Raw genomic sequence first — 25,137 nt, forward strand, 5'->3', positions numbered from 1 at the left:
CCGGCGTCGAGCAGCAGGGGGACGAGGCTCCGGCCGACATTGCCGGTCGCGCCGGTCACCACAACGGTTGGCTGAGACATGCCACGAGGCTAGAACCTCTACTTTGCTGTAGGTCAAATCGGCGAAACCGCAGGTTGTGACCCATTTCGCAGGTTTGTCCACATGGTGAGATTCGCACTGGGTTCACTCCTTTAGTGGAAGAGATTCACCGGGAGCGGAGTTAGATCGTCATTGGCGGCCTGGCCGGGCCGCCCCACGCACGCTCATCGCCGGGAGTACCCATGTCCACAACCGAAACGCGGCGGCCACGATCGCGCCGCAACACCGTGTTCGGCCTCGCTGTGCTCGCCGGCCTCGTGCTCGGCGCGCTGCTGGGCTTCGTCGCCAAGCAGGCCGAGGTGTCCTGGCTCGCCACGACGCTGTCGCGGATCGGCGAGATCTTCGTCAGCCTGGTCCAGTTCACGGTCATCCCGCTGGTCTTCACCGCGATCGTCGTCGGCATCACGAGCCTGCACCGGCTCGGCGGTGCCCGGACGGCGGCCCGGCTGGGCGGCAAGACGCTGCTGTGGTTCGCGATCACGTCGCTCATCGCGGTGCTCATCGGCATCGCCATCGGCACGATCGGCAACCTGGGCAGCGGGGTCAGCGTCAAGCCGTCCGAGGCCGCGGTGGCCAACATCGCCGAGCGGACCCAGGGTGACTGGTGGTCGTTCATCCAGTCGATCGTCCCCACCAACGTGTTCACCGCGTTCTCCGAGGGACAGGTGCTGCAGGTGGTGTTCCTGGCGCTGCTGGTCGGCGCCGCCGCCTACGCGCTCGGCGACCGCGCCCAGGTGTTCGTCAGCTTCAACCGGGCCGCGTTCGACATCATCCAGAAGGTGCTCGGCTGGATCATCTGGCTCGCCCCGATCGGCGTGCTGGGCCTGCTGGGCAACGCGTTCGCCAGCTACGGCAACGAGTTCTTCGCGCCGCTCATCTCGCTGATCGTCGCGGTCTACCTCGGTTGCGCGATCGTGCTGTTCGTCGTCTACCCCATCCTGCTGCGGTTCGTCGGCCGGGTGAGCCCGCTGACGTTCTTCCGCAAGTCGTGGACCGCGCTGCAGTTCGCGTTCGTGTCGCAGTCCTCCGGCGCGACGCTACCGCTGTCGCGCCAGGCCGCGGTGAACCTCGGCGTGCCGCGCGGCTACGCCAGCTTCGCCGTCCCGCTGGGCACGACGACCAAGATGGACGGTTGCGCCGCGGTGTTCCCGGCCATCACGGCCATCTTCATCGCCAACATGTTCGGCATCTCGCTGGGCTTCGGCGACTACCTGCTGATCGTGCTCGTGGCCGTGTTCGGCTCGCTCGCCACCGCGGGCACCACCGGCTGGTTCACGATGCTGACGCTCACCCTGGCCGCGGTGAACCTGCCGGCCGAGGTGATCGCCACCGGCGTCGCGATCGTGTTCGCCATCAACCCGATCCTGGACATGATGCGCACGGCGACCAACGTGGCCGGCCAGATCACCGTGCCGATCCTGGTCGCGCGGAGCTCCGGCATCCTCGACGACGAGGCACTGCACGATCACAACGACGTGCCCCTGCTCGACGACGACTCCGCCGTCGACGCCGCGGACGAGCCGGCCGAGGCCGAGTCCGGCAAGGTCCCGGCCAACGCCTGAGCCGTTTGTCCTGCCGTCAGATCGGGTACTCCCAGGTCACGAGCGCCAGAAAGGGGTGTGTGATGCCGCAGACATGGAACAACAAGCGCGAACGGCAGTACGAGCACATCAAGGACAGCGCCGAGGACCGCGGCGCGAGCACGGGGCGGGCCAAGGAGATCGCGGCCAGGACGGTGAACAAGAACCGGGCGCAGTCCGGTGAGTCCCGGACGGCGAGCAAGACCTCGACCAAGGATGTGTCGCCACAACACCGTGGCGGGAAGCGTTCCGGGAACCGACAGGGACCGGGCGGCCCGACCAGGGACCAGCTCTACAACGAGGCCCGCAAGAAGAACATCCGCGGGCGGTCGACGATGACCAAGAAGGAACTGCAGAAGGCCCTCGGCCGGTAACCACCCGGCCCGTGTCCATCAAGGACACCACGACGACCACCGGTCCGCCGGTGGTCGTCGTGGTTCAGGACGCTCGTTCGAGCACGGCGAAGTTCAGCTGACCTTCGTCATCCTGTTGCACATCAAGCACTTTGTCGGACAGATAGTCTGCAGCCTGTTCCTCGAGGAACACGTGCGCACCGGTGTCCGCGGTGACCACCTGGTCTCCTTCGACCGGTGCCGGCGCAACGGTGAGCGCGAGCGCGGCCTGTGAGTCGGCCTCGTTGCGCATGGCGAACCGCAGTCCACCGTTGTCGTCGATGCCACCTTGTGCGGTCAGCGCCGTGATCGCCTCGGCTGCCGCTTCCGTAACCGCCAACATGTTGGCTCCCTTTCCTTCGACGGCGTGCGCCTTCCACCGTAAGGGGAGTGGGCCTCGCGCGCAGATGGACCCCCGCCCGAAGTTGACCCGAGTCGGTAAAGTGGCCGGTCACAGTAGGTTTGCGAACTCAAGATTGTGGGTAGCCGGGCATAATGAGCGTGGGAAGCGGCGACGGCCGTCCTGACGAGATCGAACTGCGACTAGGCGCCGAACTCACGAACCTACCGATCATCCGGTCCCTGACCTCGAGCATCGCGATGCGCGCGGACTTCGACCTCGACGCGATCGCGGATCTGAAGCTGGCGGTGGACGAGGCGAGCTCCACGCTCATCACGCGGGCCGGCGCCGGCGCCATCCTGGGATGCCGGTTCAGCGTGAGCAAGGACGAGATCCGGTTCGCGGTCAGCATCCCGTCCGCCAACGACGCCAAGCCAAGCAACGACACGTTCGGCTGGCGGGTGCTCACCACGCTCACCGACCACGCCGACAGCCGGGTCGAACGCGACGCCGGTCCCGGCGGTCAGCACCTCGTGCACATCGAACTGGCCAAGCGTCGGGCGGACGGTCCGGCGTGACGGCGCAGAGTTCGCACGCCAAGAACCGGGACAACCCGGACACCGGCTACGAACATCTGACGCCGATGTTCGAGGAGATGGCGTCGCTCGACGAGGAGGATCCCCGCCGCACGAAGCTACGCAACGAGCTGGTGACCGGGCATCTCCCGCTGGCCGAGCACATCGCGGCACGGTTCTCCAACCGTGGGGTGCCTCGCGAGGACCTGGTGCAGGTGGCGACGCTGGGCCTCATCAACGCGGTAGACCGTTTCCAACCCGACCGCGGCACCGACTTCCTGTCGTTCGCCGTCCCCACGGTGATGGGCGAGGTCCGCCGCCACTTCAGGGACGCCAGCTGGTCGATGCACGTCCCCCGGCGCCTGAAGGAGCTGAACCTGGCGATCAATGCCGCCAGTGCCGAGCTCTCCCAGCGCCTGGGGCGTGCTCCGACACCCAGCGAGCTCGCCCGCCACCTCGATCTCAGTCCCGAACAGGTCTACGAGGGCCTCGAGGCAGGAAACGCCTACCACTCGATGTCCCTGGACGAGGCGTTGTCCCCGGACGCCGACTCGGACTCGCTCGGCGAGACGCTGGGCGAGCACGACACGGCACTGGACGGGGTCGAGGACTACGAGTCGCTGCGGCCGTTGATCGAACGGTTGCCGGAGCGGGAGCGGACGATCCTCACGTTGCGGTTCTTCCGGCACATGACCCAGACCCAGATCGCGGACCGGATCGGGATCTCGCAGATGCACGTCTCGCGGCTGTTGGCGCGGACGCTGGAACAGTTGCGCCAAGGCATGCTGGGTGACGAAGAGGACTGACGTCTGGGTCCGCTCGCCCGCTCGCTCGCCTCCTCCTTTCGCGCTCGGGTGGGCCGGGTCCACCGGACCTGGACCGGCCACTGTCGCCTGCTCGACCGGAAGCACCAGCCCGACTGTCCACACAGGAGCACCATGAGGGGCTGGGCCGGCCGGCGTGCACCCTAAGGCCGCGATGCTCACTGTAAAGTCCCCGGATTTGGCTCTCGAGCTGGGTTCTGGCCAGCGGCCCGTCCACCAACCCAACCGAACCCGCCCACCCCACCGAAACCCACAAACCAAGCTCAGGCGAGGGCACACCCCTCCCCCGGCGGCCCCGGCCCGGAGAGACCAGAACCAGAAGACGAATCACCGAGAAGGCGTCCGGGACCTCCCCGCAGCCCCCTCCGCCGCTGCCCGCTCCTCCGCAGCCGCCTGCTCGGCCGCCCGAGCCCCCTCGACAACCCCGCGCGACTGCTTCTCCACCAGACTCGACCGCAGCGCCGTCAGGAGATCGGCCGCCCCGACCTCCTGCTTCTCGATGGTCGGCTGCACCAGCTCGTTGCCCTCGATCTTGGCCTGTACCAACGCCTGGAGTGCCTCGCGGTACTGGTCCGTGTACCTGTTCGGCGAGAACTTCTCGCTCAGTGCGTCAATGAGCACCGTGGCCTCGCGCAGCTCGCTGCCCTTGATCTCGACATCCTGGTGCAGGAACGGGAAGTCCGGCGTGCGGATCTCGTCCGGCCACAGCATGGTCTCGAGCACGATCACCTGGTCGCGGATGCGTAACACGCCCAGCGACTCGCGGGCTCGGATGGCCACCTTGACGACGGCCACCCGGCCGGACTGCTGGAGCGCCTCCGAAAACAAGACATACGGCTTGGTGCCGGCGGGTTCGGGCTCGAGGTGGTAGCTGCGCGCGAAGTAGATCGGGTCGATCTCGGCCAACGGCGCGAACGCCTGGACGTCGATGGCCCGGCTGGTGGGCAGGGGTAACTTCGCGAAGTCCTCGTCGGTGAGCACTACCGTCTCGCCACCAGGCATGACGTAGCCGCGGGCCATCTCCTCACCGCTGACGGTCTTGCCGTCGACCTCGCACACCTTGCGGTGCCGGACCCGTCCTCCATCGCTCAGGTGCACCTGGTGCAGGCCCGTCGACTGCTCCTCCGTGGCCCCGTACGCCCGCACCGGAATGGTGGCCGCACCGATCCTGATGGTGCCGTTCCAGACGCTTCGCATGTGTCCTCCCCGTTCGACTACACCTGCAGGCTATCTGGGATTGCGTGCAGGTCACAGCCCCAAACGGGTGGACTATTCGAACAGGTGTTCACTGTGCGCGAGGGCGCCGGCAGCGTGTCCCGTGGCGCGGGCCGCGGCGCGCAGAACCTCCGCCAGCGCGGTCCGGTCGGCGGCCGGGACCGAGTCGAGCTGGCCGGCCAGGCGGGAGAGGGTGGCGGCGATGTGCCGCTGTCCGGAGACGAGCTGGCCGAGGACCTGTGCGAGGTCGTCCGGCGGGTGCGGATCCGCGGCGAGCTCGGCGGCGCAGGACTCGAGGTGCGCGGTGAGCACGGTGGCCGGGAGGATCAGCTCTCGGTCCGCCACCTCGCACCGCCCTCCAGCTCGGGGACGGGATCATGGTGCCACCCGCAACCCGCCAACCAGGGGCGACACACCGTCACGGCTTGCGCTTGTGAACCCCGACGAGCGTCGGCAGGCGCACGTGGTTGGCGTGGTCCTCGGCCGCCGCGGTGAGCTCGGCCAGGAAACCGTCACCGTTGGCCTGCGTGGTGATGCCGAAGCGGATCGCCGCGGGGAGAGCGCTCGTGTACGAGCCGCGGAGGAAGCCGATCGTGTCCGCGAGGGGTGCCAGTACGCCCGACACGTCGGTGCCGTCGGGGACGCCGACGCCGGCATCGACGAAGTGCTGGGGCAGGTGCAGGCCACACCGGGGATCGCCGCCGGTCTGCTCGAAGACGCCGTCCATCACCCGGCCGAACTCGTCCCAGCCGGGCAGCCGGGGCCACGAGTCCATGCCGGCCGTGTCGTAGTCCTGCACGACGAGCACACCCCCGGACGCGACCGAGCTCCACAGCTTGCGCAGCAGCGCCACCGGGTCGGCCAGGTGCATGAGCACGAGCCGCACGTACACGACGTCGAACTCGGGCAGGTCCAGCTCGTGCACGTTGCCCTCGACGAACTCGACCCGCGCGCCGGCCGTTGCCCGCAGGATCTCGACGGCCTCCCGCCCGATAGCCCCGTCGACGTCCACGCCGGTGACCGACCCCGTCCCGCCGACCCGCTCGGCCAGCAGGCGCATGACCTCGCCGGGCCCGCAGCCGACGTCGAGGCACGCCATCCCGGGCGCCACGCCGACCTGGTCGAGCAGCCGCGTGGTGGCCGGCTCCCACAGCTTCGACTGGGTCCGCAGCCGGCGGTACTCATCCGATGTGCGGGCCAGGACATAGGACGGCGTGGCGGTCATGGCACGCGAACCTAGCGCGACGCGGTCACCGCGCGGGAGGCACGTCGGCCGGGTCGGCGTAAGCACGCATCCGCACCACCTGGCCGTCCTCGACGGTGAACACGTCGGCCACCGTGGCCGCGTGCGGGGTGCCGTCGGCCAGCTCGCCCTCGACGTGGTGCACCACCACGATGTCCGCGCCGCGCCTGCTGGCCGTGGGCGACGACCGCAGGCTCGACCACGACGCGTGGGACGCCCGCAGGTACTCGGCCACCGCGGCCGGGCCGACCCGGCGCCCGCCCATGGGGAACTCGTCCGGCTCGACCCACTCGACGTCCGGGTGCAGTGGCGCCACCGCCGCGTCGATGTCGCCGCGCGCGAACGCGGCGTAGGAGGCGAGCACCAGCTCGAGCTCGGGGTCGGAAATTCGGTCCACGGCGACACCCCTCGCTGACAGGATCCGGTCATGGACATCTTCTTGGAGACCGAGCGCCTGGTGCTACGCCGGTTCGCCGAGAGCGATCTGGATCTCCTGGTCGAGCTCGACAGCGACCCCGAGGTCATGCGCCACCTCACCGGCCGGCCGACGAAGCGCGAGCGGATCGCGCAGAAGGTCCTGCCCGCCATCCTCGCCGGCTACGAGCGCGGCCTCGGCACCTTCGCGGCGCACGCCAAGCCGGGCCTGGAGTTCCTCGGCTGGCTCGAGCTGCGGCCCGACGACGGGCGGCCGGCGCAGGTCGAGCTCGGCTACCGGCTGCGGAAGTCCGCCTGGGGCAGCGGATACGCGACCGAGGGCGCGCGGGCGCTGGTCGAGTACGCGTTCACGAGGACCGCGACGACCAAGATCCACGCCGAGACCATGGCGGTCAACTCGGCTTCGCGCCGGGTGATGGAGAAGGTCGGCCTGCGCTACGAGTCGACGTTCCACGAGGACTGGAAGCACCCGCTGCCTGGTGCCGAACACGGCGACGTGCGGTACACGCTCGGCCGCGCGGAGTGGTATGCCGCAAGTCAGCGCAAGAACTTGCAAGACTTGTCGTAGACTTGCGGACATGGCGCAAAGACGGCTGTCCGAAGTGGCTCAGAAGGTTGGTGTCAGCGAGGCGACCGTGAGCCGGGTGCTCAACGGTAAACCCGGGGTCTCCGAGGCGACCCGGCAGGCCGTGCTCACCGCGCTGGACGTGCTCGGCTACGAGCGACCGACCCAGCTGCGCGGCGAGCGGGCCCGGCTGGTCGGCCTGGTCCTCCCCGAGCTGCAGAACCCGATCTTCCCGATGCTTGCCGACGTCGTCGGCAGCGGGCTGGCCCAGCAGGGCTTCACCCCCGTGCTCTGCACCTGCACCGGCGGCGTGTCCGAGCCGGACTACGTCGAGCTGCTGCTCGCCCAGCAGGTGTCCGGCGTCGTCTTCGCCGGCGGCAGCCACGCCGAGGCCGACGCGCCGCATGAGCACCACTACCAGCTGGCCCGGCGCAAGCTGCCGGTCGTGCTGGTCAACGCCTCGATCGACCTCGACTGCCCGGTGGTCTCCTGCGACGACGCGGTCGCCGTCGAGCAGGCGTTCGGCCACCTCGTCGCGCTCGGCCACCAGCGGATCGGCATCGTCCTCGGCCCGCGCGACCACATCCCGTCGCAACGCAAGCTGGTCGCGTTCCGCGCGTGCGCCAAGCGCATCGGGCTCACCATCGACGAGCACACCATGGGCCACACGATGTTCTCGGTCGAGGGCGGCCAGGCGGTCGGCACCCGGCTGGTGCAGAACGGCATCACCGGCCTCATCTGCGCGAGCGACCCGCTGGCACTCGGGGTGATCCGCGCGGTGCGCCGGCTGGGCCTGCGCACCCCGGAGGACGTCTCGGTGATCGGCTACGACGACTCAACCCTCATGACCTGCACCGACCCGCCGCTCACCACGGTCCGCCAGCCCATCGAGGCCATGGGCCGGGCCGCGGTCGAGCTGCTCTCCAACCAGATCGCGGGCATCGAGGTGTCCATCGAGGAGCTGCTCTTCGAGCCCGAGCTGGTGGTCCGCGCCTCCGCCGCCCCGGCCAGGACGAGGCGCCCCACGCTGGCCTGACCCGCACGACCCAGGCGCCCCGGCGAACCGCCGCCGGGGCGCCTACCCGCATGCCCGAAGATCGCGATGACGGCTCGGCGACAGCTGTGTACCAGGTGGGAGTCGAATTTTTTCAAAACTCTGTCGGAGTATTGCGGGCAAACCGTCGCTAGTCCTATGGTGTGGGTCACAGAATTTCGCCCGGTCCCCCACGCAAGGGTTAATCGACGATGAGCACACCCATCCAGCGCAGATCCTTAGCCCTGGTGTTGGCGGCCGGCCTCGGCCTCGCTGCCACCGCCTGCGGCACCTCGGCCGACAGTGGCGGCTCCGGCGGTGGCGGCAAGGTCGCCATCACGGTCAACGGCCAGCCTCCGAAGACCCAGCCGTTCGAACGCAAGATCTTCGACCAGGACGTCGCGGCGTTCGAGAAGGACCACCCGGACATCGACATCCAGCCCCGCGAGGGGTTCATGGACCCCAAGACGTTCAACTCCAAGCTCGCCGGCGGTCAGCTGGAGGACGTGTTCTACGTCTACCTGACCGACCCGGCCAACCTGATCGCCCGCCACCAGGCAGCGGACATCACCAACTACGTCAAGGACGTCCCGCACTACGACGAGCTCCAGCCGGAGCTGAAGAAGATCTTCACCGACGACAACAACAAGGTCTACGGCCTGCCGACGGCGAACTACTCGATGGGCCTGCTCTACAACCGCAAGCTGTTCAGCCAGGCCGGCCTGGACCCGAACACGCCGCCGACCACGTGGGACGAGGTCCGCACGGCCGCGAAGAAGATCACCGCGCTGGGCAAGAACACCATCGGGCTCGCCGAGCTGTCGAAGAACAACCAGGGCGGCTGGCACTTCGCCACCTGGATGTACTCGATGGGCGGCCAGGTCGCCAAGAAGGACGGCAGCAAGTGGGTCGCGGACTTCAACAACGACAAGGGTCGTGAGGTCGCCAAGACCCTGCACGACATGCGCTGGACGGACAACACCATGGGGCAGAAGCAGCTCCTGGTGTTCGAGGACGCGCAGCGGATGTTCGGCGCCGGCCAGCTCGGCATGTTCGTCGGCGCCCCGGACAACATCCCGCCGCTGGTCAACCAGTTCAAGGGCGACTACGCCGACTACGGTCTGGCGGCACTGCCCGGCGGCAACGGCACGCTGATCGGCGGCGAGGGCTACATGCTCAACCCCAAGGCCACCCCGGAGAAGATCAAGGCCGGGCTGACCTGGATCCAGTGGAAGTACCTCAACCCGGACCGCATGGAGTCCACCCTCAAGAGCTACGCCGACCAGGGCCAGCCGATCGGCCTGCCCACCGCACCGCCGAACGCGGCCGCCGACGTGTGGGTCGGCGCGCTGGCCGACACGCAGAAGTCGCTGCGGGAGAAGTACGCGACGGTGCCGGTGGAGAACTACAAGCCGTTCGTGGACGGGCTCACCGAGCTGAAGAAGAACATCGAGCCGCCCAACGCCCAGCAGGTCTACGCCGCGCTGGACAACGTGATGCAGGGCGTGCTGACCAACAAGGACGCCAACATCGACCAACTGCTCTCCGCGGCCGAGACGAAGGTCAACACCGCGCTGTCACAGGTCAAGTGACCGAACGATGAGCTGACCCGGCCGGGAGCGCGTTTACCCTTCCCCGCTCCCGGCCGGGTCCCCCACTGGAGGGGTCGATGTCAACCACAGCAAGCCCGGAGGTGCTCGCGCCACCCGCGTTGCGTCCCACCGGCACCCCCGGCGGCTCGACCGTCGGGCGGCTCCGGCGCAAGATCGCCGACAACCTCACCGCGTACGGGTTCCTGTGCGCCGCGCTCGTCGTCTTCGCGCTGTTCTCCTGGTATCCGATCATCCGCGGCGTCCTGCTGAGCTTCCAGCAGGTCAACTTCGTCACCGACCCGGTCTGGGTCGGCTGGCAGAACTTCGAGACGCTGTTCGCGGACCCGCTGTTCCTCGTCGCCTGGCGCAACACCCTGCTGTTCACCGGCCTCGCGCTGATCATCGGCTTCGCCATCCCGTTCGCGGTGGCGATCGTGCTGAACGAGCTGCGGCACGTCAAGGCGTACTTCCGGATGGTGGTCTACCTCCCGGTCATGCTGCCCCCGGTCGTCGTCGCGATCCTCTGGAAGTGGTTCTACGACCCGGGTCCAGGCCTGTTCAACAGCGTGCTCCGGTTCTTCGGCCTGCCCGAGCTGGCCTGGCTGAACGCCGCGGACACCTCCATGCTGTCGCTGGTCATCGTGGCCACGTGGGCGTCGATGGGCTCGGCCACGCTGATCTACCTCGCCGCGCTGCAGACCATCCCCGGCGAGCTGTACGAGGCCGCGGAGCTCGACGGCGCGAACCTGTGGCAGCGGCTGCGGCACATCACGATCCCGCAGACCCGGTTCGTGCTGCTGATCATGATGCTGATGCAGATCGTGGCCACCATGCAGGTGTTCACCGAGCCCTACATCATGACCGGCGGCGGCCCGGAGGACTCGACGGTCACCGTGCTGCTGCTGCTCTACCGCTACGCGTTCGTCTACAACGACTTCGGCACGGCCAGCGCGATGAGCCTGCTGCTGTTCGTGCTGCTCGGCGGGTTCTCCGCCCTCTACCTGCGGCTCACCAGGACCAGGAGCTGACGGATGGCCACCACGATCACGCCGGTGCCCGTGCCGGCGAAACGAGCGCGGAAGTCCGGCGCGGACCGTCCGGCCAGGACACTGCTGTCGCCGTGGACGCTGAAGCGAACCCGCGGCAAGGTCGGCTACTGGCTCGTCTTCGTGCTGGTGTTCGCGCTGTTCACCGCCGCGTTCGTCGTCCCGCTGGTGTGGATGCTGCTGGGCGCGATGAAGTCCGCGCCGGAGCTGGCCCGGACGCCGCCGACGCTGCTGCCCGACCACTTCAACGTGACGACGTACAAGGAAGCCTGGGACTTCATGGAGCTCGCCGGGTACTTCCGCAACACGGTGATCGTGGCGGCCGGCGCGTGGCTGCTGCAGCTCGCGGTGTGCGTGCCCGCCGCGTACGCGCTGTCCAAGCTGCGTCCGGTGCTCGGCAAGTGGGTCCTCGCGCTGATGCTGGCCACGCTGATGCTGCCGGCCTCCGCGCTGCTCGTGCCGACCTACCTGACGATCACCGAGGTGCCGATCGTCCACGTCAACCTGATCAACTCGCCGGCCGCGATCTGGCTGCCGGCCGCGGCCAACGCGTTCAACATCTACCTGCTGAAGCGGTTCTTCGACCAGATCCCCACCGAATTGCTCGACGCCGCGCGCATCGACGGCGCGGGCAGCGTCACCACGATGGTGCGCATCGTGCTGCCGCTGTCCCGGCCGATCCTCGCGGTGGTGTCGATCTTCGCGATCGTGGCCGCATGGAAGGACTTCATCTGGCCGCTGCTGGTCCTGCAGGACCCGAACATCCAGACCCTCAGCGTGGCGCTGCAGCGCTTCGAGCCGGACACCCCGATCAACCTGATGCTCGCCGGCCTGGTGCTGGCCAGCATCCCGATGGTCGTGGCGTTCCTGGTGTTCCAACGGCAGATCCTCGCCGGCCTGACCGCCGGCAGTCTCAAGGGGTGAGTGATCGCAGTGGTTCTCGACAGGCAGGAGTCCGCGGTGGATATGACTGTGAGACAGCAGGATGTCACGTCGACGTGGTGGCGCGGCGCGGCGATCTACCAGGTGTACATCCGCAGCTTCGCCGACGGTGACGGCGACGGCACCGGCGACCTCGCCGGCGTCCGCGCCAAGCTGGCATACCTGGCCGATCTCGGCGTCGACGCGATCTGGTTCAACCCGTGGTACCCGTCCCCGATGGACGACGGCGGCTACGACGTGTCGAACTACCGCGACATCGAGCCGGCGTTCGGCTCGCTCGCCGAGGCCGAGAAGCTGATCGAGGAAGCGCACAACCTCGGCATCAAGATCATCATCGACATCGTGCCGAACCACTGCTCGGACGTGCACCCGTGGTTCGCCGCGGCACTCGCCGCCGGCCCGGACTCGTTGGAGCGCGAGCGGTTCTGGTTCCGCCGCGGCCGCGGCGAGCACGGCGAGCTGCCGCCGAACAACTGGCAGTCCCGCTTCGGCGGCTCGGCGTGGACCCGGGTGACCGAGCCGGACGGCACCCCTGGCGAGTGGTTCCTGCACCTGTACTCGTCCCGCCAGCCGGACCTGAACTGGACCAACCCCGAGGTGCACGAGGAGTTCGAGGACATCCTGCGGTTCTGGTTCAACCGCGGCGTGGACGGGTTCCGCATCGACGTGGCCGACGGGCTGGTGAAGGCCGACGGGCTGCCCGACGTCGCGGACCCGGCGGTCGGCCCGTTCCCGTACTCCGACCTCGACGGCGTGCACGAGATCTACCGGACGTGGCGGCGGATCGCGGACAGCTACCCGGACAAGCGGGTGTTCGTCGGCGAGATGTGGCTGCCCGACCCGCTGCGGTTCGCGATGTACCTGCGGCCGGACGAGCTGCACTCGGCGTTCAACTTCGACTTCCTGTCCTGCCCGTGGGACGCCGGCCGGCTGCGCGAGGTGATCACCGCGACGCTGTCCGCGCACGCGCCGGTGGACGCGCCGGCCACCTGGGTGCTGTCCAACCACGACGTCACCCGGCACGTCACCCGCTACGGCCGCACGGACACGTCGTTCTCCTTCGCCGACCGCCAGCACCTCGCGCCGACCGACCCGGTGCTGGGCACCCGGCGGGCCCGCGCGGCCGCCCTGCTGACGATGGCGTTGCCCGGCGGGGTCTACGTCTACCAGGGCGAGGAGCTCGGTCTGTCCGAAGTGGAGGATCTGCCGGACGAGGTGCGGGAGGACCCGGTGTTCAAGCGGACGGCCGGCGCGGACATCGGCCGGGACGGCTGCCGGGTGCCGCTGCCGTGGTCGGGTGACGCCGCGCCGTACGGGTTCAACGCCACCGGCACCGACCCGTGGCTGCCGCAGCCCTCCGGGTGGTCCGGGTTCACCGTCGAGGCGCAGACCGACGACCCGGGCTCGATGCTCGAGCTGTACCGGCGGGCGTTGCACCTGCGGGCCGAGCACCCCGCCCTGGGCGACGGGCCGATGGACTGGCTCGAGGGCCAGCCGGCCGGGGTCCTGGCGTTCACCCGGTCCGACGGGTTCGCGTGCGTGGTGAACCTGTCGGCCGACCCGGTCGCGCTGCCGGCGCACCTGGAGGTGCTGCTGTCGAGCCAGCCGGTGGACAAGACCATCCCGCCGGACACGACGGTCTGGCTGCGGACGGCGTAGCGGTGAGCTGACGGTGGCCTCCGGTCCGTGGGGGCCGGAGGCCACCGCTGTCACCAGGCCACCGGGCCCTCGTCGGCGAAGAAGCCCGCGGTCGGGCCGTCCGCGCCGACCGTGGCCAGCCGCACGGCGATCGCCGCGCCCTCGGCGGCGGTGCGCGTGCCCGCGAAGTTGTTCAGGTCCGTCGCCGTGTAGCCGGGGCACACGGCGTTCACCAGGATCCCGTTCTTCCGCAGGTGCTTCGCGTACTGCGCGGTGACCGCGTTCAGCGCCGTCTTCGACACCGGGTACCCCAGCATCGCGGGCATGTCCGCCAGGTACCCGCCGTCCGGCGCGGTCATGTCGGCCAGCGAGCCGACGCTGCTCGACACGTTCACGATCCGGCCGGCCGGCGAGCGCCGCAGCAGCGGCAGCATCGCGTCGGTCACCGCCATCACGCCGAACACGTTCACGTCGAACACCCGGCGCACCTCGGCGAGCCCGCCGGCGCCCGCCTCCTGGGACAGGTCGCCGGTGATGCCGGCGTTGTTCACCAGGATGTCGAGGCGGCCGAACCGCGACTCGACCTCCGCGGCCGCCGCGGCGATGGTGGCGGGGTCGGTCACGTCCAGCGCGATCCCCGACACGGAAGCACCCGAGGCACCCAGCTTCGCCACGGCGTCCTCGCGCCGGGTGGCGTCCCGGGCACCCAGCAGCACGGTCACGCCCTGGGCCGCGAGCTGCTCCGCGATCGCGAACCCGATCCCCTTGTTCGCCCCGGTCACCAGGGCGATCTTCGTCTCCGTCATGCCTCCAGCCCACCAGCGGCCGCGCGAAAACGCCAAGACCGGTTGGGTCGCAACCGATACCCTGACGGTATGGAATCGCGAGAGCTGGCCTACTTCGTCGCCGTCGCGGAGGAGCTCAACTTCAGCCGGGCGGCCGCGCGGCTCGGCATCGCGCAGCCGCCGCTGTCGCGGGCCGTCCAGCAGCTCGAGCGCCGGCTCGGCGTCACGCTGCTCGAGCGCACCAGCCGCCAGGTGTCGCTCACCACGGCCGGCGAGGTGCTGCTGCACGAGGGCCGCAAGGCACTCACCACGCTCGAGTCCGCCGAGCGCCGGACCAAGCGCGCCGGCCGGGTCGACCCGCGGCTCGTGCTGGTGATGAAGCCGGGCGGCGACGCCGGGCTGCTCGAGCGGATCCTCGCCCGCTATGCCGCGCACCCCGAGGCCGTCGAGGTCGAGGTGATGATCTGCGGCATCGGCGAGCAGGAGGCCTTCCTCCGCGACGGCACCGCGGACCTGGCGATGCTCCGCCTCCCCCACGACGACGCGACCGGCTTCGCCACCGAGGAGCTGCTCACCGAGCGCGAGGTGGTGGTCCTGCGCCGCGACCACCGGCTCGCCGGCCGCAGCTCGGTCCGGATGGCCGACCTCGCCGACGAGATCTTCCCCCGCTGGACCGACGACTGCCCCGCCGGCGGCCCGGTCATCCGCGACACCGGCCAGGTCACCCAGCTCATCGCGCTCGGCCGCACGATCGCCGTGCTCCCCGAGTCCGTCACCCTGCACCTGCGCCGCGACCTCGTGGCCGTCCCGGTCCTCGACGGCCACCTGACGACCCTGCTCATCGCCTGGTCCGAGGAGAGCCGCTCCCGCCCGCTGGCCGCGTTCGTCCGCACCGCCGCCGAGGTGGCGGCCGGCACCCACATCGCCGAGGTAGGCGCCTGAACCACGGCCCCCGTCACCCGCCGCACCTACACCGCGGCGCGGGTCGGCACCCCGGTCAGCCGGCGCACGGCGGCCGCCGGGTCGCGACCCAGCAAGGACAGCGGGCCGAGCACGCAGCCGGTGAAGCCCATCCCCGCCGCCCGCTCCACGTCGCCGCGGTGCTGGACCTCGCTCTCCATCACCACCGGCACGCCGGCCGGGACCAGGGCACGCAGCCACAGCGAGTCGTGGGTGAGGCCGATCAGCGAGGCACCCGCGTCGAGCGCGCGCTCGACGTCCTCCTCGTCGACGGTCGAGACGAGACAGTCCAGGCCAAGGCCCTCCGCGACCGCGAGGATGTCCGCGAGCTCCGCGTGGTCGAGCGCCCGCACCAGCACCAGCACGGCGTCCGCGCCAGCCGCGTAGGCCATGTCGACCTGCCGGACGTCGACCACGACGTCGGCGAACAGCACCGGGACGTCCACCGCGCCGGCCACCCGGCGGACCAGCTCCGGCCCGCCGCCGAGAACCAGCTCGTCGGCCGGGACCGACACCGCGGCCGCGCCGCCGAACTCGTAGGCCAGCGCCAGCGCGACCGTGCCGGCCTCCGCGACGATGCCGACCTCGCGCCCGTTCACGGCCGCGGTGAACCGGCCGGGTCGCAGCGGCCGGTGCCGCTGCACCGGCGGCGCCGACGGCCCTTCCGGCAACGTCCACAGCTCGCGCTTGAGCGCGATGATCCCGTCGAGGTCCATGGCTCAGAGACCGAAGCGCTCGGGCGAGACGGTGACGTGGAAGTCCACCCCGGGGCGCAGCTGGCTGCGCGCGGCCAGCCGGGCGGCCAGGTTCGCGGCCGTGCCGGGCGGCACCGGGGACCGCAGGACCACGAGCGAGCCGCGGTGCAGCACCGCGCCGACCGTGTCGGCGGCCCACTCGACGTAACGCAGGTCGGTGACGCCGTCGGCGCCGACCGGGGCCGGCACGCAGATGACGTAGGCGTCGAGGCCGGCGAGCCGGCTCGGGTCCCAGGTCGGCTCGAACCACGCCGCGGCGGCCTCCAGCGCGCTGGGCGGGATCTCGGGCAGGTACGACTCGCCGGCCAGCAGCGCGGCGATCTTGGCCCGGTCGGTGTCGAGGCCGGTGGTCAGCACACCGGCGTCGGCCAGCGACAGGGCTAGCGGCAGGCCGGTGAACCCCAGCCCGACCACGCCCACGGTGGCCACCTCGGTGCGGACCTGCTCACTGAACGTCGCCGTCATCGCGCCTCCTCGTGCCGTCCTCGTCCAAGGGTCGACACGAGTGCTCGAATCCCGCTCGAGCATCGCTCGCGATGGGTTGACGAATCGTCAGGCAGGCCCCATGACCAGCAGGGTGCTGCTGGCCGTCGCGATGACCTTGCCGTCGGGCGACCGGACGTCGGCCTCGGCGAAGGCCAGCCGGCGGCCCGGCTTCACGACCCAGCCGTGGGCGGTGAGCTTGCCGGTGTCCGCGTGCACCGGGCGCAGGTAGGACACCTTGATCTCGGCCGAGGTGTAGCCGACGCCGGCCGGCAGGGTGGTGTGCACCGCGCAGCCCGCCACCGAGTCCAGCAGGGTGCACACCAGTCCGCCGTGCACGACCCCGGTGGGGTTGTAGACCGACTCGTCCGGCACGCAGGAGAACACGACGTCGCCCTGCTCGACCGTCTCCGGCTGGAAGGACATCAGCCCGCCGATCGGGGGCGCCGGCAGGTCACCCCGCAGCACGGCGCGGAGATAGTCCAACCCGGACATCTCCGCGCCCGCCTTGGCCGCCGCCAGTGGGTCGTACCAGGTGACGGTCTTGCTGCGGGGCTCCCCCCACGAAGCGTTCATGCGGCACACCCTAGCAGCTGAGTCCAGAAATCAGACTCAGAATCCGGCCGTGATCCGGGTGAACTCCCAGTCCGGCTGGTCGATGCCGCTGCACGTGGACGTGACACCGCCACCCGGGCAGCCGCGGTCGCGGTTCACCGCCCAGAACGCGAGCCGGCCGAGGCCGACGCCGGAGGCCCAGTCCCGCAGCCGGGTCCAGGTGTCGAGCGAGGTCAGCTCCTGCTGGTCGGACAGCCCGTTCATGCCGGAGATGCCCAGGTGCCCGTACGCCTCGGCATCCGACCACCCGAACGTCGACACCAGCTTGGCCTTCAGGCCCTCGGCCGCGCCGACCGTGTCGGTGTAGATGTCCGAGCTGCCGAAGTCGAACGGCATGATCGTGAACACGTCGATGTTCGCGCCCAGCGCCTTGGCCTGGTCGACCAGCCGGTTGCCGTAGTAGTTCGGGCCGGTCGTGCCGGTGCCGAACGTGACGATGGTGCGCAGCCCCGGGTTGTTCGCCTTGACGATCCGCAGCGCGGTGAGGATGCGGTCCTGCACGGTCTCGTTCTCGAACTCGTCGGTGTTCTCGATGTCGATGTCGATCGCCGACAGCCCGTACGCGTCGATCACCTGCTGGTAGGCCCCGGCCAACGCCTCCGGGGACGAGCAGTTCGGGCCGAGCTTGTTGCCGCTCCAGCCACCGAAGGACGGCACGATGTCGCCGCCGGCCGCCTTGATCTCGTTGATCGCCTGCTCGTCGACGCCGCCGGTGAGCGGGCGCGCGGAGTCCCACGCCGGCGAGCAGCCGCCGCCGGACAACACGAAGGCCATGGTGAACGACCGGATCCCGGTGTCCCGCATGACCGCTGCCGGCGACGGCGGATCGCCCCAGCCGAGGAACAGATAGGGCGCCGCCGGTGACCCGGCGCGTTCGTCCGCCGACGACGCACCCCCAGGCAGCATCGCGGCGGCCGCCGCGACCACGGACAGGACAGCTAGAACCGAACCTCTGCGCATGCGCGTACTCCCTCGTCAACCGAGCGCGGGCCCCGACCTACGCCATACAAACCGAACCGATGGCACGCTCCGCTACTCGCCGTCTTCCCTCCTCTCGTGCTCGGCGCCGGCGCGCCTGCGCGCGCTCGTCGGTCCGGACGGCGAAACGCTCCGGCGCTCCCGCTCACAGGAGCGCCGGCATCGCGTGACGATGCCGGCGCTCAGTGTGGTCTAGACCATCACGAGGGGTCAAGATCCGTTCGTAGGGAGTGCCTCAGTCCCCCGCGGGGGCGAGCTCGGGCACGGGCTCGAACTCCTTGATCGCGTCGATGGACACCGGGCCCATCGCGGCGTTGGCCTCGCGCTCCACCATCACCTCGACGAGCACCGGCAGCGACCGCGCCTCGGACTCGGCCGACGCCCAGGCGAGCGCGTCGCGGATGTCGCCGGGCTGCTCGACCCGCCGCGCCGGGCAGCCGAACGCCTCCATCAGCTTCACGTGGTCGATGCCTCCCTCGCCGTAGTGCAGGTCGACCGCGAAGTTCATGTCGTACGGGAGCTCCGCCTGCCGGATCAGCCCGAGGTACTCGTTGTTGACCATGACGATCACGAACGGGATCTTGTACTGCGCGGCGACCGCGATCTCCTCCATGAGGAACTGGAAGGAGTAGTCGCCGGCGACCGCGACCACCTGCCGCTCCGGGAACGCGCACTTGACGCCCATCGCGGCCGGCACCTCCCAGCCCAGCGGCCCGGCCTGGCCGCACACGAGGTAGCGGCGCGGCAGGAACGTGTGCTGGAACTGGCCGGACCAGATCTGGTACAGCCCGATCGCGGTGACGAACGTGGTGTCCGGCCCGAAGAACTCGTTGAGCTCCCGGTACACCCGCGGCGGCTTGATCGGCACGTCGTCGAAGTCGTCGCGCCGGGGCAGCGTCGCGCGCAGCTCGCTCACCCGCTCCGGCCACGCGCCCGGCCGCGGCCCGGCACCCAGCGACCGCGCGCGGTCGGTGAGCGCGGCCAGCGTCGGCCGGGCGTGGCCGACCACGCCGAGGTCCGGCTCGAACACCTTGCCGAGCTGCGTCGGCTCGATGTCGACGTGGATGAACTTGCGCCCCTTCGTGTACACCGACAGGTCGCCGGTGTGCCGGTCGCCGAACCGGGCGCCGACCGCCAGCACGAGGTCGGACTCGAGGAATGCCTGGTTGCCCCACCGAGTCTGGGTCTGCAGGCCCGCCAGGCCGGCGAACAGCTCGTGGTCCTCCGGGAAGGACCCCTTGCCCATCAGCGTCACCTGGACCGGGACGTTGAGCTCCTCGGCCAGCTCGCGCAGCTCGTCGGTGGCGTCGGCGATGATCACGCCGCCGCCGGCCAGGATCAGCGGCCGCTCGGCGCCGAGCAGCAGGTCGACCGCGGCCCGGACCCGGGCCGGGTGCGGCTCCGGCACGTCGATCGGCAGCGGCGCGTCGATCTCCGGGTCGTAGTTGCACAGCCCGCGCTGCACGTCGAGCGGGAGGTCGATGAGCACCGGACCGGGCCGCCCCGACCGGGCGATCCGGAACGCCTCCCGGAACACCCACGGCGCCTGGCCGGGCTCCTTCAGCTGCACCGCCCACTTCGTGACGGGCTTGGCGATCTCGACGATGTCGACCGCCTGGAAGGCCTCCTGGTGCAGCTTCGCCCTCGGCGCCTGGCCGGTGATGCAGATCATCGGGATGGAGTCGGCGAGTGCCGTGTACAGCCCGGTGATCATGTTGGTTCCGGCAGGACCGGAGGTGCCGATACACACCCCGACCTTGCCGGTGACTCGGGACCAGCCGTCCGCGGCGTGCGTGCCACCCTCCTCGTGCCGCACGGTGATGTGCTTGATGCCGCTGTTCCGCATCGCCGCGTACAGCGGCAGGATCGCGGCGCCGGGGATGCCGAACACGGTGTCGACGCCCTCGGACTCCATGACCGCGACCGCGGCCTCCATGCAAGGAATGCTGTTCACCTGGTCAGTCCCCTTTGCCAGCGGTGTTCTCTGCCACCTTGAGCAGAGCGGAGTGATCGAGTGAGCCGTATCCCTGGGCCCGCGCGGCCGCGACCAGCTGCGCGACGAGCCCGCCGACCGGCAGGGCCACGTCGGCCTCCCGCGCGGCGTCGAGCACGATGCCCATGTCCTTGTGGTGCAGGTCGATCCGGAAGCCGGGCGCGAACTCCCTGGCCACCATGGACTTCCGCTTGAGCTCCAGGATCCGGCTGCCGGCCAGCCCCCCGGCGAGCACGTCGAGCCCGAGCCCGGCGTCCACACCGGACGCCTCGAGCAGCACGATCGCCTCGGCGACCAGCGCGTACGTGCCGCCGACCACGAGCTGGTTGGCGGCCTTGACGGTCTGCCCGGCACCGGCCGGTCCTACGTGGACGATCGTCTTGCCGAGCGGGGCGAACACCGGGGCCGCCGCCGCGAAGTCCTCCTCGGCGCCGCCGACCATGATCGACAGCACGCCGTCGATCGCGCCCTTCTCCCCGCCGGAGACCGGGGCGTCGAGGATCCGCAGCCCCTTCTCCCCGCCCTCGGCGGCGATCCGGCGCGAGGTCTGCGGCCGGATGCTCGACATGTCGACGTAGAGCAGCCCCGGCTTGGCCGAGTCGAGCACGCCACCCGCGCCGAACGCGACGGCCTCGACCTGCGGGAAGTTGGGCAGCATCGTGACGACGACGTCCGCGTCCGCCGTGGCCTGCGCGATGCTGTCGGCCGGCTGGCCGCCCTCGGCCACGAGGCGTTCCACTGAGGCCGGCTGCACGTCGTACCCGATGACGTCGAACCCGGCCCTCAACAGGTTCGACGCCATCGGGCCGCCCATGATGCCCAGCCCGATGAACCCGACGGTGGTCTTGCCACTGGTCACGGCATGTCCTCCAACCATCCGAAGCTGTCCGCGCTGGGCCCGACGGGCTTGTACTCCAGGCCGACCGGCCCGTCGTACGGGCTCGCGGCGAGAAGGGTGAGCAGCTCGGCGTAGTCCAGCTCGCCGGTGCCCGGCTGGCCACGGCCGGGCACGTCGGCAATCTGGACGTGGCCGAACCGCCCGGCACTGCTCGCGATCAGCGCGGGCAGGTCCTCACCCATCCGGGCCAGGTGGTAGAAGTCGGCGAGGAACGCCGTGCCCGGCACCTGGTCCACCACCTCGAGCGCGGCTTTCGAGGAGGTCAGCGGGTAACGCGTGTTCTCGTGGGAGTTGAGCGCCTCGATCACCACCGTGGCACCGATGGGCCTGGCCGCAGTCACCGCCAGGGCCAGGTTCTCGAGCGCCAGGTCGTGCTCGGTGTCGTCGGACGTGTTGCCGTACAAGGCGTTCAGCACGCGACACCCCATGCGCTCCGCGAACCCGACGGTCACGTCGATGTTGTCGCGGAAGCGCCGGCTGGTCGACCGCGACGACAGCAGGCCGCGGTCGCCGCTCGGCATGTGGCCGGCGTCGAAGTTGAGCCCGACCAGGCTCACCCCCGCGTCGTCGAGCGCGCCGGCCAGCGCGTCGAGCTCGCTGTCGGCCGGTACGGGCCCGTCGAACGGCCACCACATCTCGACCGCGTCGAACCCGCACGCGGCCGCGGCGGCCGGGCGTTGGAGCAGGGGGAGCTCGGTGAACAGGATGGACAGGTTGACGTCGTAACGAAGGGCTGTCACGTGGTTCTCCTCAGGCGACGGTTTGGACCAGGCTCTGCCTGGCGAGCTCGGCGGTCTCCGAGGGAGTTTTGCCGACCTTCACCCCCGCCGCTTCCAGGGCTTCCTTCTTCGCCTGCGCGGTGCCCGACGAGCCGGACACGATCGCGCCCGCGTGGCCCATCGTCTTGCCCTCCGGCGCGGTGAAGCCGGCGACGTAGCCGACGACCGGCTTCGACACGTGCTCGGCGATGTAGGCCGCCGCGCGCTCCTCGGCGTCGCCGCCGATCTCGCCGATCATCACGATCAGCTCGGTCTGCGGGTCGGCCTCGAACGCCGCCAGGGCGTCGATGTGCGTGGTGCCGATGACCGGGTCACCGCCGATGCCCACCGCCGAGGAGAAGCCGATGTCACGCAGCTCGTACATCAGCTGGTAGGTCAGCGTCCCGGACTTGGAGACCAGACCGATCCGGCCCGGTCCCGTGATGTCCGCGGGAATGATGCCCGCGTTCGACTTGCCGGGGCTGATCACGCCCGGGCAGTTCGGACCGATTATGCGAGTTCTGTTGCCGGTGGCGCAAGCGTGTGCCCAGAACACCGCCGTGTCGTGCACGGGGATGCCCTCGGTGATCACCACGCACAGGCCGATGCCCGCGTCGATCGCCTCGACCACCGCGCTCTTGGCGAACCTCGGCGGCACGAACACGACCGTGGTGTCCGCCCCGGTCGAGCTCATCGCGTCGCCGACCGAGTCGAACACCGGCAGCTGGTGGCCGCCGATCTCGACGGTCTGGCCGCCCTTGCCGGGGGTCACGCCGCCGACGACGTCGCTACCCGCGGCGAGCATGCGCGCGGTGTGCTTGCGCCCCTCGGCGCCGGTCATGCCTTGGACGATGATCCTGGAGTCCTCGGTGAGGAAGATGGCCACAGTTCACTCCTATGTGACGGCGAGCTCGACCGCGCGGCGGGCCGCCGCGTCCATGGTGTCCACCTGGGACAGTCCGGGCAGGGCGGCGTCGGTGAGGATCTGCCGGCCGAGCGCCGCGTTGTTGCCGTCGAGCCGGACGACGATCGGCTTGTCGACCGTGCCCAGCAGCTCGAAGGCCTGCACGATGCCGTTCGCCACCGCGTCGCAGGCGGTGATGCCGCCGAAGACGTTGACGAAGACGCTGCGCACGTCCGGGTCGGACAGGATGATGCCCAGCCCGTTGGCCATGACCTCGGCCGACGCACCGCCGCCGATGTCGAGGAAGTTGGCGGGCTTGGTCCCGCTGCCCTCCCCCGCGTACGCCACGACGTCCAAAGTGGACATCACCAGCCCCGCGCCGTTGCCGATGATGCCGACCTCGCCGTCGAGCTTGACGTAGTTGAGGTCCTTCTCCTTGGCCGCCGCCTCGAGCGGGTCCTCGGCGGCCGTGTCGACGAGGTCCGCGTGCTCCGGGTGGCGGAAGCCGGCGTTCTCGTCGAGGGTGACCTTGCCGTCGAGCGCGAGGATGTCGTCCCCCGGGTCGCGGACGAGCGGGTTCACCTCGACGAGCGTCGCGTCCTCGGCGACGAAGGTCTCCCAGAGCTTGACGATCACCTCGGCGGCACGTTCCCGCACCGGCTCCGGGAAGATCGCCGCGATCTCCCTGGCCTTGGCCAGATCGACGCCCGCGATGGGATCGATCGGCACCTTGGCCAGCGCGTCCGGGCGCTCGACGGCGAGCTGCTCGATCTCCATGCCGCCCTCGGCCGACGCCATCGCGAGGAACGTGCGGTTGGTGCGGTCGAGGAGGAAGGAGAAGTAGAACTCCTCGGCGATCCGCGAGGCCGGGGTCACGAGGACGCGGCGCACGGTGTGCCCCTTGATGTCCAGGCCCAGGATGGCCTCGGCCTTCGCCCGCGCGTCCTCCCGGCCGTCGGCCAGCTTCACCCCGCCGGCCTTGCCGCGGCCGCCGACCTTCACCTGCGCCTTGATCACCACCGGCACGCCGAACTCGGCGGCCGCGTCGGCGGCGGCCTCGACGTCCTCGACCACTAGCTGACCTGGTCCGACCGGCACTCCGTGCTTCGCGAACAGGTCTTTTGCCTGGTACTCGTACAGGTCCACGCGCCCGACCCTCCAATTCTGGGGCTGTGACCGGGGCCATATGTTGTTGTAGACTGTATGCAGTATGGAACCACTTGTCCAGGGAACAGGGACCGGAGGCCAGTGATGAGGACCTCAGCCGCACCCCCACCCACAGCCGCGACCGCAGCCGGCCCGGCCTCGCCGGCCGGTGAGACGCTCGACTTCCTCGGGCGGCGTTATCTCGTCGGGCCGAGCGCGGAGGGGCTGCTCGGCCGGCGGAGGGAGTGGATGCTGTGGCTGCCGTGGGCGGCCATGGCGGCGATCGGCATCCTGCAGTACGGGTTCGGCTCGCTGGTCCCCGCGCTGGTCGAGCGCGGCTGGGCGCCGGTCGACGTCTTCTGGCTCCTCGCCCTCTGGACGGTCTTCCAGGCCGGCGCCGGGTTCCCCATCGCGTTCCTGCGTGAGCGCGGCCGGATCGGGCCGCGCACCGCGATGATCGCCGGGGCCGTGCTGATCGCACTCGGCCCGCTCTCGCTGGCGCACGGTTCGGCGCTCGTCGCCCTCATCGGCTACTCGGTGCTCAGCGGCACGGGCGCCGGCCTGGTCTATGCCACCTGCTCGTCGACCGTGGCCAAGTGGTACCCCGAACGCACCGCGGCGAAGGTCAGCGTGGCGACGGGCGCGTTCGCCTACGGCTCGGTGCCCTTCGCGATCGCGTTCCTGTTCACCTCGTCCGGCGGGCCGCTGGTTCCGCTGCTCGACGTGACCGCGGTGGTCATCTTCCTCGTGGTGCTGGGCGCCGGGGCCGTGCTGCGTGACCCGCCCGCGCACTGGTGGCCGCCGGAGGTCGACCCGCGCTCCTGGGCGCTGTCCCGGCAGAGTCCCGTGAGCGCCGTGCGCCAGTATTCGCCGCGGGAGGCCATGCGGACCGGCGTGGCGCCGCTGATGTACCTGATCCTCTTCTGTGCCAGCGCCGTCTCGCTGTTCGACATCACGTTCCTGGCCGTGCTCGGCGCTCGCATGTCCGTCGCGCTGGTGGTCGTCGCCGTGTGCACCGGGCTGCTCCTGGGGACCAACGGGGCCGGCCGGGCGCTCGCCATCCGGGTGTCCTCGCGTCTCGGACGTACCCGGACGCTGGGGTGGGTGCTCGCGGTGCTCGGGTTGGGGCAGCTGTGTCTGGCCAGCGCCGCGACCAACGGATCCGTCACGATCCTCTTGCTCGCCTCCTTGCTGGCCGGTGTCGGGGGCGGCGCGTTCTACCCGTTGTTCGCGAGCCTGGTGCGGGAGTTCTTCGGGGACCAGAGTGCTGGGGCCCGGCAGACCCACGCCGCCGTCTACAGCGCCAAGGCGTTCGGTGGCGTGTTGGGGGTGGGGCTCGCCGC

The 25,137-nt window shown here is 70.2% G+C and carries 27 protein-coding genes; 12 read left to right on the forward strand and 15 right to left on the reverse strand.

All coding sequences use genetic code 11. The features are described 5' to 3' along the window. The first annotated feature begins 281 nt into the window (after nt 1-281). Complete coding sequence (locus VGD70_RS35535) at nt 282-1,661, forward strand: dicarboxylate/amino acid:cation symporter (protein ID WP_331089323.1); 1,380 nt, start codon at nt 282-284, stop codon at nt 1,659-1,661. A 62-nt stretch (nt 1,662-1,723) separates the two neighbouring features. Next, nucleotides 1,724-2,053, forward strand: coding sequence for a plasmid stabilization protein (locus VGD70_RS35540; protein ID WP_331089325.1), 330 nt, complete (start codon nt 1,724-1,726; stop codon nt 2,051-2,053). A gap of 64 nt (nt 2,054-2,117) precedes the next feature. Here VGD70_RS35540 and VGD70_RS35545 read toward each other — a convergent pair whose 3' ends face one another. After that, a complete protein-coding gene (locus VGD70_RS35545) occupies nt 2,118-2,414 on the reverse strand; it encodes an iron-sulfur cluster biosynthesis protein (RefSeq protein ID WP_331089326.1) in 297 nt (98 codons plus the stop codon). A gap of 152 nt (nt 2,415-2,566) precedes the next feature. Here VGD70_RS35545 and VGD70_RS35550 point away from each other — a divergent pair, with 152 nt between their 5' ends. Together VGD70_RS35550 and VGD70_RS35555 are read left to right on the forward strand one after the other, a co-directional pair. Then, nucleotides 2,567-2,989, forward strand: a complete 423-nt coding sequence (locus tag VGD70_RS35550; RefSeq protein WP_331089328.1) for an ATP-binding protein — start codon at nt 2,567-2,569, stop codon at nt 2,987-2,989. Further along, on the forward strand, nt 2,986-3,792 hold the full coding sequence (locus VGD70_RS35555) for a SigB/SigF/SigG family RNA polymerase sigma factor (RefSeq protein WP_414638137.1): 807 nt from the start codon (nt 2,986-2,988) through the stop codon (nt 3,790-3,792). The genes VGD70_RS35550 and VGD70_RS35555 overlap by 4 nt, the downstream gene beginning before the upstream one ends. A 345-nt stretch (nt 3,793-4,137) precedes the next feature. Here VGD70_RS35555 and VGD70_RS35560 read toward each other — a convergent pair whose 3' ends face one another. The 4 genes from VGD70_RS35560 to VGD70_RS35575 all read right to left on the reverse strand — a co-directional run bounded on the left by VGD70_RS35560 (nt 4,138) and on the right by VGD70_RS35575 (nt 6,665). Beyond that, nucleotides 4,138-5,007: a Ku protein gene (locus VGD70_RS35560; protein ID WP_331089330.1), complete on the reverse strand. Its 870-nt coding sequence runs from the start codon at nt 5,005-5,007 to the stop codon at nt 4,138-4,140. Nucleotides 5,008-5,079: 72 nt separating this feature from the next. Then, nucleotides 5,080-5,370: a hypothetical protein gene (locus tag VGD70_RS35565; RefSeq protein WP_331089332.1), complete on the reverse strand. Its 291-nt coding sequence runs from the start codon at nt 5,368-5,370 to the stop codon at nt 5,080-5,082. 73 nt (nt 5,371-5,443) lie between these two features. Continuing rightward, nucleotides 5,444-6,250 (reverse strand): class I SAM-dependent methyltransferase, encoded by an 807-nt coding sequence (locus VGD70_RS35570; RefSeq protein ID WP_331089334.1) that lies wholly within the window; start codon nt 6,248-6,250, stop codon nt 5,444-5,446. Between the two features lie 25 nt (nt 6,251-6,275). Continuing rightward, the gene (locus VGD70_RS35575) at nt 6,276-6,665 is read right to left on the reverse strand and encodes a nuclear transport factor 2 family protein (protein ID WP_331089336.1); all 390 of its coding nucleotides are present in this window, start codon (nt 6,663-6,665) and stop codon (nt 6,276-6,278) included. Between the two features lie 30 nt (nt 6,666-6,695). Between VGD70_RS35575 and VGD70_RS35580 the strand changes: the two genes are divergently transcribed. From VGD70_RS35580 to VGD70_RS35605, 6 genes are all read left to right on the forward strand, one after another. Further along, complete coding sequence (locus tag VGD70_RS35580; RefSeq protein WP_331089337.1) at nt 6,696-7,271, forward strand: GNAT family N-acetyltransferase; 576 nt, start codon at nt 6,696-6,698, stop codon at nt 7,269-7,271. Between the two features lie 10 nt (nt 7,272-7,281). Next, complete coding sequence (locus tag VGD70_RS35585) at nt 7,282-8,304, forward strand: LacI family DNA-binding transcriptional regulator (RefSeq protein WP_331089339.1); 1,023 nt, start codon at nt 7,282-7,284, stop codon at nt 8,302-8,304. A gap of 209 nt (nt 8,305-8,513) precedes the next feature. Continuing rightward, nucleotides 8,514-9,893 carry an ABC transporter substrate-binding protein gene (locus VGD70_RS35590; protein ID WP_331089341.1) on the forward strand — a complete coding sequence of 460 codons (1,380 nt, stop codon included), beginning with the start codon at nt 8,514-8,516 and terminating at the stop codon, nt 9,891-9,893. A gap of 77 nt (nt 9,894-9,970) precedes the next feature. Next, on the forward strand, nt 9,971-10,921 hold the full coding sequence (locus tag VGD70_RS35595) for a sugar ABC transporter permease (protein WP_331089343.1): 951 nt from the start codon (nt 9,971-9,973) through the stop codon (nt 10,919-10,921). Nucleotides 10,922-10,924: 3 nt separating this feature from the next. After that, on the forward strand, nt 10,925-11,863 hold the full coding sequence (locus VGD70_RS35600; protein WP_331089345.1) for a carbohydrate ABC transporter permease: 939 nt from the start codon (nt 10,925-10,927) through the stop codon (nt 11,861-11,863). Between the two features lie 42 nt (nt 11,864-11,905). After that, the gene (locus tag VGD70_RS35605; protein ID WP_331089371.1) at nt 11,906-13,540 is read left to right on the forward strand and encodes a glycoside hydrolase family 13 protein; all 1,635 of its coding nucleotides are present in this window, start codon (nt 11,906-11,908) and stop codon (nt 13,538-13,540) included. Nucleotides 13,541-13,590: 50 nt separating this feature from the next. Here the strand turns inward: VGD70_RS35605 and VGD70_RS35610 are convergent, their stop codons facing one another. After that, nucleotides 13,591-14,325 carry an SDR family oxidoreductase gene (locus VGD70_RS35610; protein ID WP_331089346.1) on the reverse strand — a complete coding sequence of 245 codons (735 nt, stop codon included), beginning with the start codon at nt 14,323-14,325 and terminating at the stop codon, nt 13,591-13,593. 69 nt (nt 14,326-14,394) lie between these two features. On the opposite strand from VGD70_RS35610, the gene VGD70_RS35615 reads away from it, so the two are divergent. Then, nucleotides 14,395-15,246, forward strand: a complete 852-nt coding sequence (locus VGD70_RS35615) for a LysR family transcriptional regulator (protein WP_331089348.1) — start codon at nt 14,395-14,397, stop codon at nt 15,244-15,246. A 26-nt stretch (nt 15,247-15,272) separates the two neighbouring features. On the opposite strand, the gene VGD70_RS35620 is transcribed toward VGD70_RS35615, so the two are convergent. The 9 genes from VGD70_RS35620 to sucC form a co-directional block, all read right to left on the reverse strand. Continuing rightward, nucleotides 15,273-15,980 carry a hypothetical protein gene (locus VGD70_RS35620; protein WP_331089350.1) on the reverse strand — a complete coding sequence of 236 codons (708 nt, stop codon included), beginning with the start codon at nt 15,978-15,980 and terminating at the stop codon, nt 15,273-15,275. A 3-nt stretch (nt 15,981-15,983) separates the two neighbouring features. Beyond that, the gene (locus VGD70_RS35625; RefSeq protein WP_331089352.1) at nt 15,984-16,484 is read right to left on the reverse strand and encodes an NAD(P)-binding domain-containing protein; all 501 of its coding nucleotides are present in this window, start codon (nt 16,482-16,484) and stop codon (nt 15,984-15,986) included. A gap of 87 nt (nt 16,485-16,571) precedes the next feature. Next, nucleotides 16,572-17,078 carry a PaaI family thioesterase gene (locus VGD70_RS35630; protein WP_331089354.1) on the reverse strand — a complete coding sequence of 169 codons (507 nt, stop codon included), beginning with the start codon at nt 17,076-17,078 and terminating at the stop codon, nt 16,572-16,574. A 36-nt stretch (nt 17,079-17,114) separates the two neighbouring features. Further along, nucleotides 17,115-18,077: a chitinase gene (locus VGD70_RS35635; protein WP_331089356.1), complete on the reverse strand. Its 963-nt coding sequence runs from the start codon at nt 18,075-18,077 to the stop codon at nt 17,115-17,117. A gap of 253 nt (nt 18,078-18,330) precedes the next feature. After that, complete coding sequence (gene gcl, locus VGD70_RS35640) at nt 18,331-20,031, reverse strand: glyoxylate carboligase (RefSeq protein ID WP_331089358.1); 1,701 nt, start codon at nt 20,029-20,031, stop codon at nt 18,331-18,333. Between the two features lie 22 nt (nt 20,032-20,053). Next, nucleotides 20,054-20,947, reverse strand: coding sequence for a 2-hydroxy-3-oxopropionate reductase (locus VGD70_RS35645; protein ID WP_331089360.1), 894 nt, complete (start codon nt 20,945-20,947; stop codon nt 20,054-20,056). Beyond that, entirely contained in the window at nt 20,944-21,726 is a 783-nt protein-coding gene (locus VGD70_RS35650) for a hydroxypyruvate isomerase family protein (protein WP_331089362.1), read from the reverse strand. The genes VGD70_RS35645 and VGD70_RS35650 overlap by 4 nt, the downstream gene beginning before the upstream one ends. 10 nt (nt 21,727-21,736) lie before the next feature. Further along, nucleotides 21,737-22,630 (reverse strand): succinate--CoA ligase subunit alpha, encoded by an 894-nt coding sequence (gene sucD / locus VGD70_RS35655; RefSeq protein ID WP_331089364.1) that lies wholly within the window; start codon nt 22,628-22,630, stop codon nt 21,737-21,739. Nucleotides 22,631-22,639: 9 nt separating this feature from the next. Beyond that, complete coding sequence (sucC, locus tag VGD70_RS35660; RefSeq protein WP_331089366.1) at nt 22,640-23,794, reverse strand: ADP-forming succinate--CoA ligase subunit beta; 1,155 nt, start codon at nt 23,792-23,794, stop codon at nt 22,640-22,642. Between the two features lie 105 nt (nt 23,795-23,899). Here sucC and VGD70_RS35665 point away from each other — a divergent pair. Beyond that, the coding region (locus VGD70_RS35665; RefSeq protein ID WP_331089368.1) for an MFS transporter at nt 23,900-25,137 on the forward strand (1,238 nt) is incomplete at its 3' end.

Origin of the sequence: Actinophytocola sp., assembly GCF_036402745.1 — a bacterium.
GTDB lineage: Bacteria > Actinomycetota > Actinomycetes > Mycobacteriales > Pseudonocardiaceae > Actinophytocola.

Coding starts and splice junctions, on each gene's coding strand:
- gcl (WP_331089358.1), bottom strand. CDS start 20,031: ATGGAGGCCGCGGTCGCGGTCATGGAGTCCGAGGGCGTCGACACCGTG.
- VGD70_RS35615 (WP_331089348.1), top strand. CDS start 14,395: ATGGAATCGCGAGAGCTGGCCTACTTCGTCGCCGTCGCGGAGGAGCTC.
- VGD70_RS35585 (WP_331089339.1), top strand. CDS start 7,282: ATGGCGCAAAGACGGCTGTCCGAAGTGGCTCAGAAGGTTGGTGTCAGC.
- VGD70_RS35540 (WP_331089325.1), top strand. CDS start 1,724: ATGCCGCAGACATGGAACAACAAGCGCGAACGGCAGTACGAGCACATC.
- VGD70_RS35570 (WP_331089334.1), bottom strand. CDS start 6,250: ATGACCGCCACGCCGTCCTATGTCCTGGCCCGCACATCGGATGAGTAC.
- VGD70_RS35610 (WP_331089346.1), bottom strand. CDS start 14,325: ATGACGGAGACGAAGATCGCCCTGGTGACCGGGGCGAACAAGGGGATC.
- VGD70_RS35545 (WP_331089326.1), bottom strand. CDS start 2,414: ATGTTGGCGGTTACGGAAGCGGCAGCCGAGGCGATCACGGCGCTGACC.
- VGD70_RS35550 (WP_331089328.1), top strand. CDS start 2,567: ATGAGCGTGGGAAGCGGCGACGGCCGTCCTGACGAGATCGAACTGCGA.
- VGD70_RS35560 (WP_331089330.1), bottom strand. CDS start 5,007: ATGCGAAGCGTCTGGAACGGCACCATCAGGATCGGTGCGGCCACCATT.
- VGD70_RS35605 (WP_331089371.1), top strand. CDS start 11,906: ATGACTGTGAGACAGCAGGATGTCACGTCGACGTGGTGGCGCGGCGCG.
- VGD70_RS35590 (WP_331089341.1), top strand. CDS start 8,514: ATGAGCACACCCATCCAGCGCAGATCCTTAGCCCTGGTGTTGGCGGCC.
- VGD70_RS35620 (WP_331089350.1), bottom strand. CDS start 15,980: ATGGACCTCGACGGGATCATCGCGCTCAAGCGCGAGCTGTGGACGTTG.
- VGD70_RS35625 (WP_331089352.1), bottom strand. CDS start 16,484: ATGACGGCGACGTTCAGTGAGCAGGTCCGCACCGAGGTGGCCACCGTG.
- VGD70_RS35595 (WP_331089343.1), top strand. CDS start 9,971: ATGTCAACCACAGCAAGCCCGGAGGTGCTCGCGCCACCCGCGTTGCGT.
- VGD70_RS35635 (WP_331089356.1), bottom strand. CDS start 18,077: ATGCGCAGAGGTTCGGTTCTAGCTGTCCTGTCCGTGGTCGCGGCGGCC.
- VGD70_RS35535 (WP_331089323.1), top strand. CDS start 282: ATGTCCACAACCGAAACGCGGCGGCCACGATCGCGCCGCAACACCGTG.
- VGD70_RS35580 (WP_331089337.1), top strand. CDS start 6,696: ATGGACATCTTCTTGGAGACCGAGCGCCTGGTGCTACGCCGGTTCGCC.
- VGD70_RS35600 (WP_331089345.1), top strand. CDS start 10,925: ATGGCCACCACGATCACGCCGGTGCCCGTGCCGGCGAAACGAGCGCGG.
- VGD70_RS35630 (WP_331089354.1), bottom strand. CDS start 17,078: ATGAACGCTTCGTGGGGGGAGCCCCGCAGCAAGACCGTCACCTGGTAC.